Here is an 18,651-nt window from a genome sequence, read left to right on the forward strand (position 1 = left end):
GAAGGGCGCATGAGAAAATTGCAAAGGAAGGATAATGAAACTCAAAACCCTATTTGCCGCCAGCCTGATGCTCTCTGCGCTGGGCTGCAGCCAGGAAGAGCGCCCGGGCTCCGACGCGCAAAATGCACAGCCGCAGGCGGCACCCGAAGCGGTGACGCTGGTGGCAGAAAAACCGGTGATCTACCAGGTGATGACCCGCCTGTTTGGCAATACCAACGCGACCAACAAGCCCTGGGGCACCCTCGAAGAAAATGGCGTTGGCAAGTTCAACGACATTACCCCGCAAGCCCTGGAGGAAATCCGTGCGCTGGGCGCCACCCATATCTGGTACACGGGCGCCCTGCATCATGCACTAGTCGGTGACTATACCGAGTACGGTATCAGCAACGACGACCCGGACGTGGTCAAGGGCCGTGCCGGCTCTCCCTATGCGATCAAGGACTACTACAGCGTCAACCCGGACCTGGCGGAAAATCCGGCCGAGCGCCTGCAGGAATTCCGCGACCTGATCCAGCGCAGCCACGATGCGGGCCTCAAGGTCATCATCGATATCGTGCCCAACCATGTGGCCCGCGCTTATCAGTCCCTTGACAAGCCCGAGGGCGTGCGTGACTTCGGCGCCGATGACGATAAGTCCGTGACTTATGCCCGTGACAACAATTTCTATTACGTGGTGGGTGAGGACTTCAAAGTACCGGTGGGCGACGACTACCAGCCCCTGAACGGCGAGGCCCACCCGCTTGCGGATGGCAAGTTTGAAGAGAGCCCGGCCAAGTGGACCGGCAATGGCGCCCGTGCCCCGCAACCGGATATCAACGACTGGTACGAAACCGTCAAGATCAACTTCGGTGTGCGCCCGGATGACAGCAAGGACTTCCCGGAACTGCCGGAAAGCTTTGCTGAAAAGGGTTATGAAGAGCATGCAGCCTTCTGGGCCGATAAGGATGTACCGGACTCGTGGGAGAAGTTCCGTGACATCACCCACTACTGGCTGGATATGGACGTCGACGGTTTCCGCTACGACATGGCCGGCATGGTGCCGGTGGAGTTCTGGAGCTACCTGAACTCCTCAATCAAGTCCCGCAAACCGGAAACGCTGCTTCTTGCCGAGATCTATACGCCGGAGCGCTATCGCGATTACATCCACTTGGGCAAGATGGACTACCTCTACGACAAGGTGGGCACCTACGATGCCCTGCGTGCGGTCATGGAAGGCAAGGGTGAGATGGGCAAGGTTGTAGAAGTCCAGGAAAGCCTGACCGACATCGCCCCGCATATGCTGCGCTTCCTGGAAAACCATGACGAGCAGCGCATCGCCAGCCCGGAATTTGCCGGCAACGCCGAGATGGGCAAGCCGGGCATGGTGGTCTCCACCGCGCTGTCCGCCGCACCCACGCTGGTCTATTTTGGCCAGGAGCTGGCCGAGCCCGCCAGTGAGGATGCCGGTTTCGGCAAGGCCAGTCGCACCACCATCTTCGATTACTGGTCAGTACCCACGGTGCGCCGCTGGGTCAACGAGGGTGCATTCGATGGTGGGCAGCTGACTGACGAGGAAAAATCACTGCGTACCTTCTATCAGAAACTACTTAACTTCTCGATCGAGAGCGAGGCTCTTCGCGGCCAGTTTGCCGACCTTCACGAGTTCAATCGCGAGCAGGGCAAGGGCTACGGGGAGCAGCAGTACGCGTTCGCCCGCTGGTCGGACAATGAGGAGCTCGTGGTCGTTGCCAACTTCTCAGGCCAGGAAAAGGATGTGACCCTGGGCTTGCCGGCTGAGCTGGTGACAGCGTGGAAGCTGGATGACGGTAGCTATCGCCTGGTCGATCAACTGGATGAAACGACCGGGGCAGAGCTGGTCGTGAGCGAGGGCAAGGGCACCATTCAACTGCCGCTGGCACCTCTGGCAGGATACATCCTGAAAGTGCAGCGCTAGCACTGCTCTCCCTCTGCCGGAAATACGGGGCACCTGCCGGTGCCCCTGACTTTCGCTTGGCTACATCTCTCAGTGCCCCGGAGCACCCACCAAGCCCCCAAACACTCACTCTCCGCAGTGCTGTTCAAATCTTTTCCAGACCAGCATCTCGATCGCGCTCAGGCCAAGTCCGCTCACCATTGATTTCCCTCAAGGTCGACCCCACCTCTTGAGGCAGAATGGACCCCAAGTTGTCACGTGAGCCGGACATAATAGCCCTCACAGGCAGTCCGCTCCGCCGGCCTGAACCGGGCCGGATAGCTTTTTTATTTTCTTGCGTTGTAATCAGGAGGAAACATGCAACAGCAATCCACGATCTTTGTCGTCGTCGACCCCAATGATGAGCGCCACGTGGCTCTCGAGCGGGCAATTACCATCGCCGGGCTGCGCACGCCACAGCCACGGCTACAGATATTTGTCGCTGTCGACGGCGAAGCGGTGGATACCCGCGCGGTCAACGATCACCTGTTTCGGGACGAGTCCTGGTTCCGCGAGCAGATTCGACAGCCAGTGGCGGCAGCCGGCCTGGAGTGCGAAATTCAGGTGTGCTGGTCCAGTGACTGGCAGGGGGCCATCATCCAGGAATCCCGTCGCTGCAATGCGGAAATGATCTACCTGCCGGTGCACGCCAAAACCAGCCGCCGCTTCACCTTTGCCGAATCCAAGTGGCAGGTGCTCAAGCAGGCCCGCTGCCCGGTGGTGCTCATTCGCCCCGGAGCCAAAGCCCAGCGCAAGGTGGTACTGGCGACGGTGAATTACCAGGCCAAAACCGACAAACAGCGCCAGCTCAACCGCCAGATCACTGAACGGGCCCGCTATATCGCCGCCTGTTATGGAGCCGAACTGCACCTGGTGAATGCCTTCCTGGATTCTATGCTCTACCCGGACCGTGGCGCCTTGGCCAAGCTGGCCCGCAAAACCGGCGTACCTACCGAGCGCATTCACGTACAGCGTGGCTATACCAATGAAGTGGTGTCACGAGTCGCTGGCGAGGTCGATGCGGACCTGGTGGTGATGGGTACCCTGAACCAGTATGGAGAAACTGGGTCGCTGCTGCGCGGCAACACTGCAGAACGGGTGATCGGCGGCGTGGAAGTGGATGTGATGGTGTGCAATGAATTCACCAGCACAGAGGGCGTGGCAGATACCACCGCCCACAATACGGAAGAAAAGTTGACGGCCGTCAACTGACCGCCGCCATCGCATGAACGGGGAGCGCGGCCTTTTAGCCGCGCTCTCTTTCCGGAGCCAGGAGCACGAGCTCGAATCTGGTATTCAGCTTCACCTTGCCATCGCGAACAGTCACTCTTTTGTCGGAGTAGTGATCCCTCAGGCTGGTGCCGTCGGCAAAGACACCTTTCACCGAAACAGTCTTTGGCCCCCGCGGCGCATCCAGTGCTACCACTACTGAACTCTCACCCTCCAGGTTACGAGTGAAGGTGTAGGGTATTTTTGCAATCATGCGGTGCTCACCGGCCCCTACTGCAGGATGCGCCTGGCGGAACTGGCCCAGTTTCTGCCAGTGGGCAAGCAGTTCCCGTGTCTCCTCTTTCTCCAGATCCTGCCAGTTCATGGCACTGCGCAGCTGGGCGTCGCCCTTGGCTTCAGAGACGTTCAGCGGCCGCGCCAGTTCGTCACCGTAGTAGATCTGTACTGCGCCCGGCGCCAGCATCAGTTTGGTCGCCGCGGTGCGCGCCTGCTTTCGGTCACGATCGAAGGAGTTCATGTCGTCGTGGGAAGTCAGGTAGTTAAGCAGGCCAAGGCCGTCGAGGGGACCACCGTTCAGGTTCTCCGAGTAAGTGGAAAATAGGTCTTCCCAGTCTTGACCAGCACGCTGGGAGAAATCGAAATTGATCAGGCTGTCAAAGCCATAGCGGTAGAAGTCCACTTTGCGATCACCGAAGTCGTAATCGCGACCACGTGTCACACCAAAATCATTGGCGCCAAAACCGTAGACTTCGCCCACCATAAAGAAGTCATGATCGTCGAGTTCTCTCTGCGGATTTTCCGCCCGCCACTGTGCCAGTGCGTGACTCGCCTCTTTTTTCAGCAGCGTCCACACCTCTGGCTCCACATGCTTGGTGGTGTCGACGCGGAAGCCGTCCACACCGTAATCACGCACCCAGTCGGTGGCCCATTTCACCAGATAGTACTTGGGTGCACGGGGATATCCGGTACGCTCGAAAAACGCATCCAGCTCCGCCAGTTCTTGCTCCAGCCGTCCTTCGCGCTCCCACTTCTCCACCAGGTGCGGCGGCAGCTCAACCGGTTGCTCGCTCTCGGTCAGGATGTCCGGCAGGTTATCGACCAGAGTACAGCTGACGGTGCCGGCAAAGCCGGTCCAGTCACACACAGGAGTCGGGCGCACCCAGGATTTCGGAGCCAGTGGATCCTGCTCGGTCACCGGCCCGGTGTGGTTGATGACGATATCCAGCAGTACGCGAATACCGCGGTCACGCGCTTTCTCAATCAGCTCGGCCAACTCCGCCTCGGTTCCAAAGTTCCGATCAACCGCGGTCCAATCTCTGGGCCAGTAGCCGTGATAGGCATAGGTGCGCCCAGTGCCCTCATCGGTGGAGCCCTGGATCTGCTCGTATACCGGTGACATCCAGAGGGCGTCGACCCCCAGGTCATTGAAATAACCGGCCTCGAGTTTCTCGATCACGCCCCGGAGGTCACCGCCCATAAAACCGCGCAGGGGGTCGGCGTCATTTTTGCGGCCATAAGTGAGGTCATTGTCCGGATTGCCGTTGGCAAAGCGGTCCGGGAGCATGAAGTAGACAGTGGCGTTGCGCCAGAACGGCGCGGTTTCCGCCTTGCTCTCGGCCGACACGGCGGGAAGGCTTTGCGAAGCGGCCAGTAACAGGCCGGCACAGAGGCTGGTCAGTTTTCTCATTATGGGTCTTCTGCTCTCTCATATATGGCGGTGATGGGCGTTCCAGCACTGTCGCGCCCATAAATTGACCAGCCTACTGTAAACACCAGCCAGCCTATCGCATCCCCCGCTGTGGGGGCGTAGGAGGGTATGCCTTCGCGGGGCTAAGATGACCGCTTTGTCATCTTGAGATCCCCGCCATGCTTCGCCTGAATCGAGTCCAGCAAACCTCGGCAATGCTTCTGAGCCTGATTTTGCTTCTGGGCACGGGTAGTGCCTCGGCCGTAAACACTACCGCCAGCACACAGGTGCAGATACTGCCGCCCGTCCAGATGGGGCAGCTTGAGCGGGAACGGACTATCCGGGTGTATTTACCGGCCGGTTACCACACCTCCGGGCAACGCTATCCCGTCCTCTATATGCACGACGGCCAGAACCTGTTCGATGATGCCACGGCCTATGCCGGTGAGTGGGGCGTGGACGAAACCCTGGCCGCACTGCAGGCCGATCGCGGGCTCGCGCTGATCGTGGTGGGAATCGACCACGGCGGGGAAGCCCGCATCAACGAGCTCAAGCCATTCGATCACCCCGAGTACGGCCCCGGTGAGGGCGAGGCCTACCTGCACTTCCTGGTAGAAGAGCTCAAGCCACGCATCGACACTGAATTCCGGACACTGGCAGATCGGCAGCACACGGCCATTATGGGCAGCTCCCTCGGCGGCCTGATCTCGCACGTGGCCATTACACGCTACTCCGGGACCTTCAGTCGCGCCGGTATCTTTTCCCCCGCTTACTGGATCGCTCCAGAATTTTACCAGGAAGCCCGTCATCCCCTCCCGGCAGATAGCCGCCTTTATCTGCTGATGGGTGGCCGTGAGGGGGATGAAATGGTGTCCAATTACCGACGCATGACCGCGCTGCTAAAGGACACCCAGGACGCAGCCATTCTCCACCGCCTGGTGCCCTCGGGTGAGCACACAGAGCAATTCTGGCGGAACGAGCTCAAAGCAGCGATCGAGTGGCTGCTTTTCCACGAGAAGTCCCCGCGCTGACTGCATCGACTCAGCTTTTGCGGACTGAAGAGCCAGCCGTAACGCGGCTCCGAGCACAGTCTCCCCGACAGCTGCCCGCCACCGGGAACATTGTGCTGTAATGCGGTCTAAAGGTGCTGCAAGATGGCATATTGTTGCACCGAGCTATCGTTAAAAGGTCGACATCGCAACTGACCAGATAAAGCTGAGGAGACGGGGAATGTCGCAAGAGCAGTCAAGCAGGGGATGGATACTGGGGCTGGTTGTCGTGGCCGCCATTGCAGCTGGCGCTTATTTCCTTCTACGGGGTTCGCCAGAGCCAACGCCGCCCCCGGCGCCGGTTACCGAACCAGAACCGGAACCCGCCCCGGAAGTTGATCTCGAGCCGGAGCCTGAACCAGAGCCCGTACCCGAGCCGGCACCGGCCCCGGAACCGCAACGGGAGCTGCCCCCGCTCAACCAAAGCGATCAAGCTGCCCGGGGCGACCTGCTCAGCCTTGCACCTGATGGAGCACTGGGCCGATGGATCGTGTCAGATGAGGTAGTGCGCAAGTGGGTCGCCGCGGTGAATGCCGCATCCAGCGGCGAGATGATGGCCAAGAACCGTCCCTACAATAATCCTCCCGGCGATCTGGCCATCTCTGAGGAGGGCCCGACTGGCATGGTCCTCTCGGAAGAGAATTACCAGCGCTATGACCTGCCGGTGCGACTGTTCGCCATGGCCGATACCGGCAAGGCCATCAAACTTTACCAGTTCTGGTATCCGCGCCTGTCCGAGGCTTTTGGCGAGCTTGGTATGCGCGACAAGAACTTCCACCAGGTATTCCTGAAGGCCATCGACGTCGCCCTGGCCGCACCTGAGGCTGACCAGCCGATCCAGCTGGTGCGACCGTCGGTGTATTTCAAGTTCGCCGATCCGCAGATGGAAAAATTACCCGGGGTGCACAAGCTGATGATTCGTATCGGGCCGGAAAATGCCGCACGGGTGAAGGAGAAGCTGCGCGAGCTGAAGGCCGCGCTGGACAACATGCCGAAGCAAAACCAGTAATGTGAAGCGTGCCGTACTGGCTTGGCCGGCAGGCTCTGGCGGAAGCAGCGTCAGAGCCTGTCTGGCCCCCCTGCCAGCTTCTCACAGACTAGCTGGCCAACTTTCCGGCCCCACTGCTCATAGACACCCGGCCCCGGGTGAAATCCATCGCTTGCCATCAGGGTTTGGTCTGCAGAGAACCGCAGACTGAGAAATTCTACGTTGTTCTCTCCTCCCGCATCATCAAGAAGGCAAGCGTCCAGCTGGGTCGCTCTGCGCCCCAGGTACCAACGCAACGGTTGCGGCAAGGCGGGAAAGTCATGCACCGGCGGCAGACCGGAACAGACAATAAGCCGGGCACGGAAACGCGACCTCAGAAGCGCCCGCAACCGGCGCTGCTGCGCCCTCCACTGCTCTACCTGCAGCCCACTGGTCACATCATTTACACCGAGGGAGGTAATGACAACATCAAAGTCCCTGGACTCCATCTGCTCCACGGTCTCGATGGCTTCAGCCGTAGTCGCACCGGTGCGCGCAACCAATGCCCAATCGAGCCGATAAAAGGGTGATAGTGCTCTGATCACCTGCCCGAGCAGTGCCTCTGACTGGCTCGATGCTCCGACCCCAGCCGCGGCCGAATCGCCCAGAACCAATATACTCAGTTCCGCCCCCACACCCGAGCGTCCCCGGCGAGCTCCGCCCGGCTCAGGCAGGCGCGGTGTTCGCCTGCGCACCCACTGCCCCTGCAACAGAAGCAGTGGACCAAGCATCAGCGTGAGCAGCGTATCAGTGGTCATTTAGTTGCGTCCTGTCGGCTTGAGCCTGCCTGATGGCGCCCAAGAGAACTTCCCCTCATTAGCACCCCCGGGAGTTTACTCCAGCAAGTCCGACTTTAAGCGGACAAAAACTGACGGGAAAACTCGCAGGCTCTCCCAGCATCAATCACTGGGTTGCGAAACCAGGTCTTTTCACTGCGGTTGCAAATCAAGGCGAAAATACCGGCAGGCCGGATATCTCAATTCAGGCTCGCCAGAAATTTCTCGTGATCAGGAAGAGACTTCACTGTTCCATCGATGAGGGTGCGGAGGCTACCCATCAGGTCGCGGAGCTGTTCTTCCGAGAGATTGTCCGCAATCGTATGGTGATCCTGCGGGAAGATGCCCTGCCCGATCATCACCTGCTGCCAGGCCACCTCCGTAAACAGGTCATCATAGTCACGGAAGACCTTGCCCGTACGACGGAAAAGCTCAATTTTATGCTCCAGTGTTTGCGGAATGCTCATCGATTCACATTCTCGCCAGAATTCACTATCCCGCCGCTCATTGAGCTTATAGTGCAGGATGATGAAATCGCGAATCCGCTCAATCTCCACTTGCGACTGACGATTGAATTCAGACACTTCCTCCGGCTTGATGCCTTGGTGCGGAAATGACTTGATCAAGCGCGTCGCAGCGGACTGAATCAGATGGATGCTGGTCGATTCGAGCGGCTCGAGGAATCCACTGGACAGCCCGATGCTGACCACGTTTCTATCCCATTGCTTCTCCCGGCGCCCGGTGCGGAACGGTATAACCCGTGGTTCGGCCAGGGCCTCGCCATCCAGGTTCTTCATCAGCACTTCCCGCGCCTCATCATCACTCCAGTGTCTGCTCGAATAGACAATACCGTTACCGGTGCGGTGCTGAAGTGGAATACGCCACTGCCAGCCTGCGGCATGGGCGATCGACCGGGTATAGGGCACGATTGGCTTGCTACCGGCGCTGGGCACGGCCATTGCCCGGTCGCAGGGCAACCACTGTGACCACCCCTCGAAGCCGACCCCTAACGTTTTTTCGATCAACAGCGCAGCCAATCCGGTACAGTCGACAAACAAATCTCCCGACACGCTCTGCCCATCTTCCAGAAGAAGACTTTCTACAAAACCGTCCTGCGGGCGCACCTGAACACTCTTAACGGTCCCCTCGATGCGTCCTACACCTTTGCTCTCACTGTAATTCCGCAGGTACTGGGCATAGAGCCCCGCATCGAAATGGTAGGCATAGGAGATCCCGGGCAGGTTGGTACCTTTGATTTGTGCCAGATGCGCAAATTTGTTGTGAATGGCCGCCTGATAATTCAGGGAATAGTCCCAGAGGCTGGATTCATCGCCACTGGCCCGGCTTCGGCGCCAGAAGTGGTGAAAATCACAGAAGGGAAAGTTCTTACCGATGCTACCAAAAGCGTGCATGTAGCTATCGCCCTGACGCAGCCAGTTTTCAAACTGGATTCCCAGCTTGATCGTGCCCCTGGTGGCCTTCAGGAAATCCCGCTCATTGATACCAAGCGCCTGGTTGAAATTGATGATTGGCGGAATGGTGGCCTCGCCGACACCGACTGTGCCGATCTTGTCGGATTCCACCAGGGTGATATTGAGACTTTTACCGAGGACCTTCACCATCAGCGAGGCTGTCATCCAGCCGGCAGTGCCTCCACCCAGGATGACGAGGTTTTTAATATTCTGGTCGCTCACGATTTCCACCTGAAATACATATTTCGAATCAATGACTCAAGGCTAGCGAATTCCGCACAGGAGCGGTACCAAGATCCGAAATTTCAAAATCTGGAATTAGAAATAAAAAAGCCCTTGTAATACTGCTATTACAAGGGCTTTAGGTGGCTTAACGCCTAACTACCGGAATTACAGCTCGTAGCTGAAGCCCAGCAGGTAGATGCTGCCGTAGCTCTGGTAGTCACGAACCTGCAGAGAGTTATCGCCACTCAGGGTGGTGAAAGGCTCATCGGTCAGGTTCTGACCCTGCAGGTATACAGACAGACCTTCCAGGCCGCTGATGCCGGCTTCGGCGAAGTCGTAACCCAGCTGGACGTCGACGATGGTTTCACCAACCACGTCAACCTGCTGGGTGTCGAAACCTACACCGTAGACTTCGCCCTTGAAGTCGTCACGCTTGCGCATGCTGGCACGGGCGGAGAAGCCGTAGTTTTCGTAGTAAGCGGTCAGAGTCTGGATGCTCTCGGACAGGCCGGGCAGCTGGTAGTCGTTGCCATTCTGGTCCTGAATGTCAGTTTCCAGGCCGGTGTGGCTGGCCAGCAGACCGAAGCCGTCCAGGCTCTCGGAGAACATGTTGAACGGAAGCACTACAGACAGCTCGTAACCCTGCAGGGTGCCGCCACCGGCATTTATCTTGCCGTAACCGGTTGCGGTGGTGTTCTCAGGAACGATACCGGTCTCCGGGTCTGCTACACCTGCCAGGTCGACAATGTAGTTGTCGTCGAAGTGCCAGTTGCTGAGATCCTTCCAGAACAGCGCCGCCGAGAAGTAACCCTCTTCACTGAAGTAGTTCTCGTAGGACAGGTCAAGACCAATGGCTTCCTTCGGCTCAAGCTCCGGGTTACCACCGCTGACGCTCCAGAAATTGCCATTCTCATCAGGACGAGCGTTTTCGCCGCCACCGAAATAGTCAACCAGGATAGAAGCGTTCATCTCATCCATGCGAGCGCGGGAGATGGTCTTGGCGGCACCGAAACGAACTGTCTGCTGCTCGTCGATGGCCAGGGCCAGGTTCAGGCTCGGCAGGAAGTGGCTGTAATCGTGGGTGATATCGGTGGGAGAAGTCACCACCAGGCCATCGATGATCTGACCAGCTGCACCCTGGGACTGCTGCTCGGTGTAGACATAGCGCAGGCCAGCGTTACCGGTCAGCGGCAGGCCGGCCACTTCAGTCTCGAAGCCCGCCTGGGCGAATGCTGCGGTCACTGCCTCGCTCACAGACCAGGACTTGGTCAGGTGGCTGGTGTTGGTCAGGGACTCTGCCAGCAGGCTGTAGTAGCCGTCTTTGAGCATGGCAGCTGCGTCATAGGCGATCATGTCACCCATGCCGATGAAATCCAGTGACGCTGTACCAAGACGGTACTGCTCCGGCACTTCCAGCATTTCCGGGAAGTTGCTCAGGGTCATGAAGTAACCCTCAGACTTCTTGGTCTTCTCGCGGTCGCGGTAAGAAACACCGTAGGAAATTTCATTGACGATACCGGCTTCCACCATCTGGGTAGCTGCCAGTTTCAGGGAAGTCAGTTCATCATCGATTTCCGGGGTGTTCAGGAAGCCGTCCTGTCCGGTGTTTTCCAGCGGAGTACCGGTGATGCCCAGGCTGTCGTTCAGCGCTGCGCTCCAGCCCCAGGTCAGCGGACCGCCCAGCTGGATCAGGCTGTAGTCACTGTAATCCAGGTTGTGGTCGAACTTGGCACCAGTGTTGCCACCGTCGAAGGTGTAGCTCAGGTCGTCGGCGACACCGGCGTCGTTACCGCGGCCGGTACCGGCGTAGCTTTCGAAGCTCCAGATGTCACGCTCTACGGCTGAGTAGCTGGCATCGAACTCGAGCTGCAGGGTGTCGGAGAAGTCGTACTTGGTGTTGAAGCCGAAGTTGTTCAGCTCTGCTGCACGGGTCTCCAGATCGTTACGAACGACTACGCGCTGCCCTTCTGTGGTGGCGCCAGTGATGAAGCCGCTGGACGGATCAACAGTGGCGCTCTCCGGGCTGATGGAGCCCTGGCCCCAGGCAAACGGGATCTCGATACCGCGCAGGATCTTCTCGTCGGAGAAGTCTACGTACAGGGCATCGAAGGTCATGTTCAGCTTGTCATTCGGCTGCGCCTCAACCACCAGCATTACGCTGTCGCGATCCAGAACGGAGGAGCGCACGAACGGCTTGGCACCACCTAGGATGGAGTAAGTGTTGCCATCTTCAGCAGTGAATTCCGGGTAGCCCCAAGCATTCCAGCGCTCTTCCTGGTTCGGGGAGCTCATGGTGTTGAAGGCGAACGCCACACCAATGGTGTCGTCGGCGAACTGGTCGATGTAGGAAACGGTGGCGCGGTGGCCCTGGTCCTCACCATCGGGATTCAGCTTGTCGAAGCTGGTCATCTCGTACTGGGAGTTCACCTTGATGACACGCTCACCGCGCTCCAGCGGCTTGACGGTCTGCATGTCGATCACACCGGCGATGCCTTCAGCTTCGATGCTGGCAGTCGGGGTCTTGTAAACGGTCACACCGCTCATGATCTCAGACGGGTACAGGTCGAATTCCACACCGCGGTTGTCGCTGATGGAAACCTGCTCACGGCCATTGAAAGTGGTGGCACTTTCGTTTTCACCGAAACCACGAATGGAAACGCGGCTTGCGCGGCCGTCCAGGCGCTGAGCGGCCAGGCCGGGCAGGCGGGCAATAGACTCAGCAATAGAGGAATCGGGCAGCTTGCCGATATCTTCGGCAGAGATGGCCTCAACAACGGCCTTGGCGTCGCGCTTGGTGTCGATGGAGTCCATCACACTCTTACGGAAGCCGGTTACGGAAACTTCTTCCAGCGACGCTGCTCCTTCCTGTGCTTCCTGTGCGAAAACACCGACGGAGGTAACGGACGCTGCGATCGCTGCGGACAGCAGGGCTGGCCGGAAGCGCTTGTTGGATAGACTCATCATCTTCTCCCTGGACTTATCGTTATGGTGAGACCCTGCATCCTAGGCCCGCCTGATGTCCATATCATCCTCCCCCCATGGGGGAGGAGGTGGGAGGAGTCGCGCCGCCCCACAAGGGGGCGACCAGCACCACTCTAAGTCTTTGATTTGTTAAAGGTTTCTGTTTTTAAGCTCAGTTCTCTAGTGCCGCCGCCGCGCCGATCAATGCCTGGTAACCGGCATTGAGGGCGTAGAGGGGCACCGTTTTTATCCATTGCTCCACCCGCCCCTTGGCGAGAAAGCGCTGTTCAAATTCACTCTCCGGCAGCAATTCCGCGATGCGCGGCAGGATACCGCCGCCGATAAACACACCACCGCGGGCGCCCAGATACAGGGCGGTATCGCCGGCCACGCTGCCGAGAAAGTTGAGGAAATCCAGCAGGGTTTCCCGGCACAGGGCGTCGGAACCATCCAGCCCGCGCGCGCTCACATCCTGCGGCTGCAGATCCTCCGGCGCGCGACCGTGCATCTCACACACCGCGCGGTACAGGTTGACCAGGCCGCTGCCGGACAACACCCACTCGTTAAATACCGGGCGCTGGCTGCGCATCATGATCTGCAACAACTGCAGCTCCCGCTCGCTGACCACACCGAGGTTGGCGTGCCCGCCTTCACCGGCGATCACCTGCGGCTTGTCACCGGCAAATGCCAGTCCGGCCACACCGAGGCCGGTGCCCGGGCCGAGCACTGCCATCGGGGCGCCTTTCATTCTCGGCATATCCCGCAGTACGGTGTAGTCATTACTGCTGAGACGCGGCAGTGACTGCGCCAGCGCGGCAAAATCGTTGATCAGCAGCATCTGCTCCAGCCCAAAGGCAGACTGGAGCTCCTCGGCGCAGATCTGCCAGCCGAGATTGGTCATGATTACCCGGCCACCGGCGGCGTTGTGCTCTACCGGCCCCGCTGCGGCAATGCTGGCGCGCTGCGGCCGCGGTTGCTCGAGGCCGTCGAGCCAGTGCTGCAGGGCACCGGCAAAGCCGTCGAAGCGCTGGCAGTCCACCACTTTCAGCGCTTCCAGCGCGTAGCCGCCCTCTTTGGGTACGGCGATGGCAAAGCGGGCGTTGGTGCCGCCGATATCCGCTACGATGCTTGTCATGGCTTCTTGCTAATCCTTACTCACACTGCCTGTCACTGACTTTGCCCGGACACACGGGCGCTGCTGCCCGATCCGGCAAAGGCCGCGCAATTTACGCGGCTTCTGGTGAAAAATCCACCACCCCCAGGGGGCGTAGGCGCCAAAATTTGCTACCCCTTGACCGCACCGGAGGACAGACCGGAAACAAGGAAGCGCTGCAGGGCCAGAAACAGGAGGATCACCGGCACGGAAACCATGATCGAGCCGGCGGCAAAATAGCCCCACTCGGACGAATAATCGCTGACGAAAAACCGCAACCCCACCGGCACGGTATAGAGCGATTCATCGTCCATGAAGATGGAGGCCAGAATGAATTCATTCCAGGCGGTCATGAAAGAGAAAAGCCCGGTCACCGCAATCGCTGGCCGCGCCAGCGGCAGGATAATGCGATAGAAAATGGTCATCCGCGACGCGCCTTCCAGCAGTGCCGACTCCTCAATCTCGTAGGGCAAGGTGTCGAAGTAGCCTTTCAGCATCCACACGCAGAACGGCAGTGCGGTAATGGCGTAGACCAGGATCAAGCCTAGCCAGGAATTACCGAGCCCCAGCCACTGCACCACGATGACGTACAGGGGGATCAACATCAGCACCGCCGGGAACATCTGCGATACCAGGAACAACATCAGGCCGCGGTTGCGGCCCGGGAACCTGAAGCGGGAAAAGGCGTAGGCGGCGGTGCAGGAGAGCACCAGCCCGATCACCGTGGTGCCACCGGCCACCACCAGGCTGTTCAGCAGCCAGCGTATAAAAGGCTGCTCAGTAAGCACCGCGCGGAAGTTCTGCAGTGACCACTGCTCCGGCAGCGGCACCAGCGCCGCCATCTGGGCCCAGAAGCCCATATCCCGGGTGTCCTGCGCCAGCTGCAGGGACTGCTGGCCAGAAAAAGCGAGACTCACCACCCACAGCAGCGGATAGATCACCACCAGGGAGGCAAAGACCAGCAGGGCAAAGCGCCAGCTCAGCACATCCCGCAGTGCGCCCCGCAACACCCCCTGCGCGCGCTCGCGGTACGGCAAATCCAGCTCGGCCGCCACGGGCCTGCCCTGCACTTGGGAATTGCTCATCGGGCCGCCCCCCGGCCAGTTTCAAAAGCCCCACTGACCCGCGTCTGCCAAACGGCGTACATAAACAGCAGCGCCAGCACCACGATGGAATAAGCCGCGGCGTAAGCGTACTGGTATTTCTCGAAGCCGATGCGGAAGGCCTTGGTAATGAGAATATCGTTGGCGCCCGCCGGCGCACCGTCACTGACGAGGTAGATAACGTTGAACATATTGAAGGTCCACACCACCGACAAGATCACTGCCGGCACCAGCACGGGCCTCAGCAGTGGCAGGGTGATAGCGCGGAACTGGTACCAGCGACTGGCGCCCTCCACTCGCGCGGCCTCGTACAATTCGCGGGGAATGGCCTGCAGCCCGCCGAGGATGACCACCATCATGAACGGGATGCTGAGCCAGACATTGGTCACCAGCCCGGTGAAGAAGCTGGTACCCACGGAATCGAACCAGGCCACCGGGGCGAAGCCGAAAACCTGCAGCCCCTGGTTGATCACCCCGAACTGCGGGTGGAACATCCCCTTCCAGACAAGGGCGGTGATGTAATTGGGGATCGCCCACGGCAGGATCAGGATCAGGCGGAACCAGGTGCGACCGAATATTGGCTTGTTCAGCGCCAGTGCCAGCAACAACGCGAGCCCCACCGAGATGACCACATTGCTGGCGGTCCAGCAGACGGTCATGAAAAGGGTCCAGTAGAAGTTGTCGTAGTTGATGCTGCGCTGGCCACTCTCCCCATAGAAGAGATTCCAGTCGCCGAGGATCGACAGATAGTTATCAATACCGAGCCAGCGGGAAGCCAGCGGTGCGCTCTCGTTCAGCAAGGTGGTATCGGTAAACGACAGCAGGAAACCGTACAGGAGGGGAAAGAAGACCAGCAGCAGCATGCCCAGCGCTGCGGGCAGGATATAGAGGTAAGCGGTGCGATGCTGGCGCCAGCTACCGGCAATGGTCTCGCGCTGGCGCCACAGCGCCATGACCGCAACCAAAACCGCCAGCAGCAGGGCGAGCGACAGCCACAACGGCAACTCTTCGGACTGCGCGACCCGGCGCTGGGTATTCTCCAGCGCAGCCAGGTCCTTCGACAGCTGTTCCTGCAGGCGCTGCAATTCATCTGCGGGTTGTGCCGCCCCTTTCACCACTTTTTTCAGCACCGTTTCCAACGGCTTCCACAGCAGAGTCATCGCCGGGTGATTGGGGATCGGCACTGCCGTATCCAGCTGGCGACGGAAGGCCATAGTGACCGGATCGCTGGCGAGCTGAGGATTATCAAACGCCGCCAGGTTGGCCGGCAGATGGCCGCCCTCGAGGGCCAGCCGCTCCGCCGACGCCGTGGAAGTCAGGAAAGCCATCAGGCTCACTGCCGCCTGCTGCTGTTTGCTCCAGGGAGAGAGAAACAGCCCCTCTACCGCAATCCAGGGCGAGAGTGGGCGCTCACCCACCAGCCTGGGCAAGGGCGCCACACCAAAATCAATGGACGGATCAATTTCTCCCAGCAGCCACGGGCCGCTGATCACCATGGCCGCTCGGCCCTGGTTGAAGAGGTTGGTCACCAGGGTGCTGTTGGGCTCCTCCGGCAATACCCGATCATGGCGAGCCCAGCTCTCCAGCAACTCGAGGGAGCGAATGTTGGCCTCGCTGTCGAGGGCCAGCTCGCCGCTGTTATCGAATGGCCCCCTGCCCAGAGCGTTCATCAGCGCACCGTGGAAGAAAGGCTCCGTATAGCTGTAGGCGAGCCCGAAACGGCCACGCTCGCGACTCGTCAGCTGCTGTGCGCGGTCAATCATTTCCGCCACCGTGGCCGGCGGAGCGGACACCAGCGCGCGGTTGTAGATGAGCGCAGTGCTTTTGAAATTGAGCGGCAGACCGTAAAGACGCCCTTTGTAGCTCATGGCATCCAGCAGGCTCGGCGGGAAACGCTCCAGCACCCCTTCCGGCAGCAATGCCTCCATCGGCGCGATCATATGCCCGGTCTCCGACCAGCCGCCGATGCGATCATGGGCATATATGAAGAGATCCGGCCCCTGACCGCGGGGGAGGGCGGCAGAGAGCTTGTCGGGAAAACTGCCAAAGGGCACGGCGAGGGCGCGCACCGGCGTCTCGGGATGCGCGCGGTTAAATTCCTCCAGCAGCGCGTCCAGTGCCTGCCTCTCGGCACCACGATAGCCGTGCCAGAGCAGCAGCTCACGGGAATCCTGTGCGCCGACCTGCAGCGCACCGAGTCCCAGCAGCAGCCCCAGCAGCGGGGCCAGCAGACGCACCATCACGGGGTAATGAGCTCCGGCTGAGGGACAACCGCGGCACGCACTTCGCGCAGGCGCTGGCGACTCCGGGCATCGAACAGGTAGAGCGCAGCGGGATCAAAAGCCAGCGTCAGGCTCTCACCCGGGGTGAGCGCTCGCAGACCCGGCAGCCGCGCGACCAGGCGCTCGTCATCCTGCCCCAGGTGCACGAGCATTTCCGCTCCCAGGGTTTCCACCATCTCCACCGGCGCAGAGAGCCGCGGCCAGTGCGCCGGCGCCTCGGCGGCGGGACAGAGGGCTTCCGGGCGCACGCCCACCAGCAACTCTGCCCCGAAGCGGTCGAGCCCCTCGCGGGGAACGTGCATCAGGCGGTTTTCGAGGGCGTGCCCCAGATTGCGCACCGGCAGGATGTTCATGGGCGGCGAGCCCATGAAGCCGGCCACGAAGACATTGTCCGGATCGCCGTAGAGCTCCATCGGCGTGCCCACCTGCATCAGCTCACCGCCATTCAAAATGGCGATGCGGGAGCCGAGGGTCATGGCCTCTATCTGGTCATGGGTCACATAGACGGAAGTGGTGCCGAATTCCCGATGCAGACGGCCAATACTGGCGCGCATCTGTACCCTCAGCTCCGCGTCCAGGTTGGACAGAGGCTCATCGAAAAGGAATACCTGCGGATCCCGCACCATGGCGCGGCCCAGGGCCACGCGCTGACACTGGCCGCCGGAAAGCTGGCCCGGCTTGCGTTCCAGCAGGTCGGCAAGGCCCAGGGTTTCCGCCGCGGCCTCTACGCTGGTGCGGATCTGGCTTTCCGGTTGCTTGCGCACTCGCAGGCCAAATGCCATGTTCTCGAACACGGTCATATGCGGGTAGAGGGCGTAATTCTGGAAGACCATCGCCACATCGCGGTCTTTCGGCGGGACGTCATTGACCTTGCGGTCGCCAATCAAAAGTTCGCCGGCGGTCACCGACTCGAGCCCGGCGATCATGCGCAGGGTGGTGGACTTGCCGCAACCGGAGGGGCCGACAAGCACCATAAACTCCCCGTCCCGGATATGCAGATCGAGACCGGGCAGCGTCGGCGCACTATCGGCGTAGCGCTTCACTACGCCCTTGAAGTCAATACTGGCCACGGCAATACCTGTCACGGGCCCGCGGTCCGTCGGCAAGCGGCATCTGTCGGCTGGAAACGGTCATGGGCTTTTAGCTTTAAAGACTTGTTGTTGTCCGGTGCTCTGGGCAGTCCGGGCCGGTATTCATTCTCGGTCAGCCCCCCTGCTGGCGGCATCACCCCCTCCCGGGGCGTAGCTGGGCGGAATCGAACAATAATTGATCAACCCGTAAAAAGCAAAATGCGCCTCGTCCGACCGGTCATAGTCTACGCGGTCCGGCAGGCCCAGGCCTGTTCCTGTGGGGCAGACCGTGCCGGTCAAGAGAGCTTCTTCAGAAATACGCCGATCTCGCGCTCCACCTGAGCATCCCCCTTCTCCCGGGCGACTTGCAGCCCCCGCTCAAAAGCTTCCCGCGCCCTGGCTGTGTTACCGAGCGCCGCATGGCTGCGCCCCAGCAGTTTCCAGGCTGCCGAGTGATCCGGCATCTGTTCAACGCACACCGCCAGATGTTCAGCCGCCTCGCGGTATTCCCGCTCATTAAACAGCGCACTGCCCAGCCCGAACCGCAGCAGCGGCGCATCCTTACCCTCTGCCAGTTGTTTTCGCAGTCGCTCGATGATCGGATTGGTCATGGGGCCTCGCTCTGGTTCCGCGCTAGAATTTGCCAAGAATAACGCACAACCGGG

At 60.1% G+C, this 18,651-nt stretch carries 13 protein-coding genes; 4 read left to right on the top strand and 9 right to left on the bottom strand.

The features are described from left to right. The first annotated feature begins 34 nt into the window (after nt 1-34). Both AWR36_RS07110 and AWR36_RS07115 read left to right on the top strand, forming a co-directional pair. Nucleotides 35-1,933, top strand: coding sequence for an alpha-amylase family glycosyl hydrolase (locus AWR36_RS07110; protein ID WP_067083128.1), 1,899 nt, complete (start codon nt 35-37; stop codon nt 1,931-1,933). A gap of 336 nt (nt 1,934-2,269) precedes the next feature. Next, a complete protein-coding gene (locus tag AWR36_RS07115; RefSeq protein ID WP_067083130.1) occupies nt 2,270-3,163 on the top strand; it encodes a universal stress protein in 894 nt (297 codons plus the stop codon). Nucleotides 3,164-3,197: 34 nt separating this feature from the next. Here AWR36_RS07115 and AWR36_RS07120 read toward each other — a convergent pair whose 3' ends face one another. Beyond that, nucleotides 3,198-4,868: an alpha-amylase family glycosyl hydrolase gene (locus AWR36_RS07120; protein WP_067083133.1), complete on the bottom strand. Its 1,671-nt coding sequence runs from the start codon at nt 4,866-4,868 to the stop codon at nt 3,198-3,200. Nucleotides 4,869-5,047: 179 nt separating this feature from the next. On the opposite strand from AWR36_RS07120, the gene AWR36_RS07125 reads away from it, so the two are divergent. Further along, a complete protein-coding gene (locus tag AWR36_RS07125; RefSeq protein ID WP_067104547.1) occupies nt 5,048-5,899 on the top strand; it encodes an alpha/beta hydrolase in 852 nt (283 codons plus the stop codon). Between the two features lie 199 nt (nt 5,900-6,098). After that, the gene (locus tag AWR36_RS07130; protein WP_067083138.1) at nt 6,099-6,926 is read left to right on the top strand and encodes a DUF3014 domain-containing protein; all 828 of its coding nucleotides are present in this window, start codon (nt 6,099-6,101) and stop codon (nt 6,924-6,926) included. 50 nt (nt 6,927-6,976) lie between these two features. Here the strand turns inward: AWR36_RS07130 and AWR36_RS07135 are convergent, their stop codons facing one another. From AWR36_RS07135 to AWR36_RS07170, 8 genes are all read right to left on the bottom strand, one after another. Further along, on the bottom strand, nt 6,977-7,702 hold the full coding sequence (locus tag AWR36_RS07135; RefSeq protein ID WP_067083141.1) for an SGNH/GDSL hydrolase family protein: 726 nt from the start codon (nt 7,700-7,702) through the stop codon (nt 6,977-6,979). A gap of 218 nt (nt 7,703-7,920) precedes the next feature. Next, nucleotides 7,921-9,414 (bottom strand): tryptophan halogenase family protein, encoded by a 1,494-nt coding sequence (locus tag AWR36_RS07140; protein ID WP_082679508.1) that lies wholly within the window; start codon nt 9,412-9,414, stop codon nt 7,921-7,923. Between the two features lie 168 nt (nt 9,415-9,582). Next, nucleotides 9,583-12,378 carry a TonB-dependent receptor gene (locus AWR36_RS07145; RefSeq protein WP_067083144.1) on the bottom strand — a complete coding sequence of 932 codons (2,796 nt, stop codon included), beginning with the start codon at nt 12,376-12,378 and terminating at the stop codon, nt 9,583-9,585. 172 nt (nt 12,379-12,550) lie between these two features. Next, a complete protein-coding gene (glk, locus tag AWR36_RS07150; protein ID WP_067083147.1) occupies nt 12,551-13,513 on the bottom strand; it encodes a glucokinase in 963 nt (320 codons plus the stop codon). A gap of 149 nt (nt 13,514-13,662) precedes the next feature. Next, complete coding sequence (locus AWR36_RS07155; RefSeq protein ID WP_082679458.1) at nt 13,663-14,616, bottom strand: sugar ABC transporter permease; 954 nt, start codon at nt 14,614-14,616, stop codon at nt 13,663-13,665. Continuing rightward, nucleotides 14,613-16,874, bottom strand: coding sequence for an extracellular solute-binding protein (locus AWR36_RS07160; RefSeq protein WP_067083150.1), 2,262 nt, complete (start codon nt 16,872-16,874; stop codon nt 14,613-14,615). The genes AWR36_RS07155 and AWR36_RS07160 overlap by 4 nt, the downstream gene beginning before the upstream one ends. Then, a complete protein-coding gene (locus tag AWR36_RS07165; protein ID WP_269767041.1) occupies nt 16,874-18,001 on the bottom strand; it encodes an ABC transporter ATP-binding protein in 1,128 nt (375 codons plus the stop codon). The genes AWR36_RS07160 and AWR36_RS07165 overlap by 1 nt, the downstream gene beginning before the upstream one ends. A gap of 281 nt (nt 18,002-18,282) precedes the next feature. Beyond that, nucleotides 18,283-18,597 carry a tetratricopeptide repeat protein gene (locus AWR36_RS07170; RefSeq protein ID WP_197409245.1) on the bottom strand — a complete coding sequence of 105 codons (315 nt, stop codon included), beginning with the start codon at nt 18,595-18,597 and terminating at the stop codon, nt 18,283-18,285. Nucleotides 18,598-18,651: the final 54 nt, after the last annotated feature.

It is taken from the genome of Microbulbifer flavimaris (assembly GCF_001641755.2).
In the GTDB taxonomy this organism is placed as follows: Bacteria; Pseudomonadota; Gammaproteobacteria; order Pseudomonadales; family Cellvibrionaceae; genus Microbulbifer; species Microbulbifer flavimaris.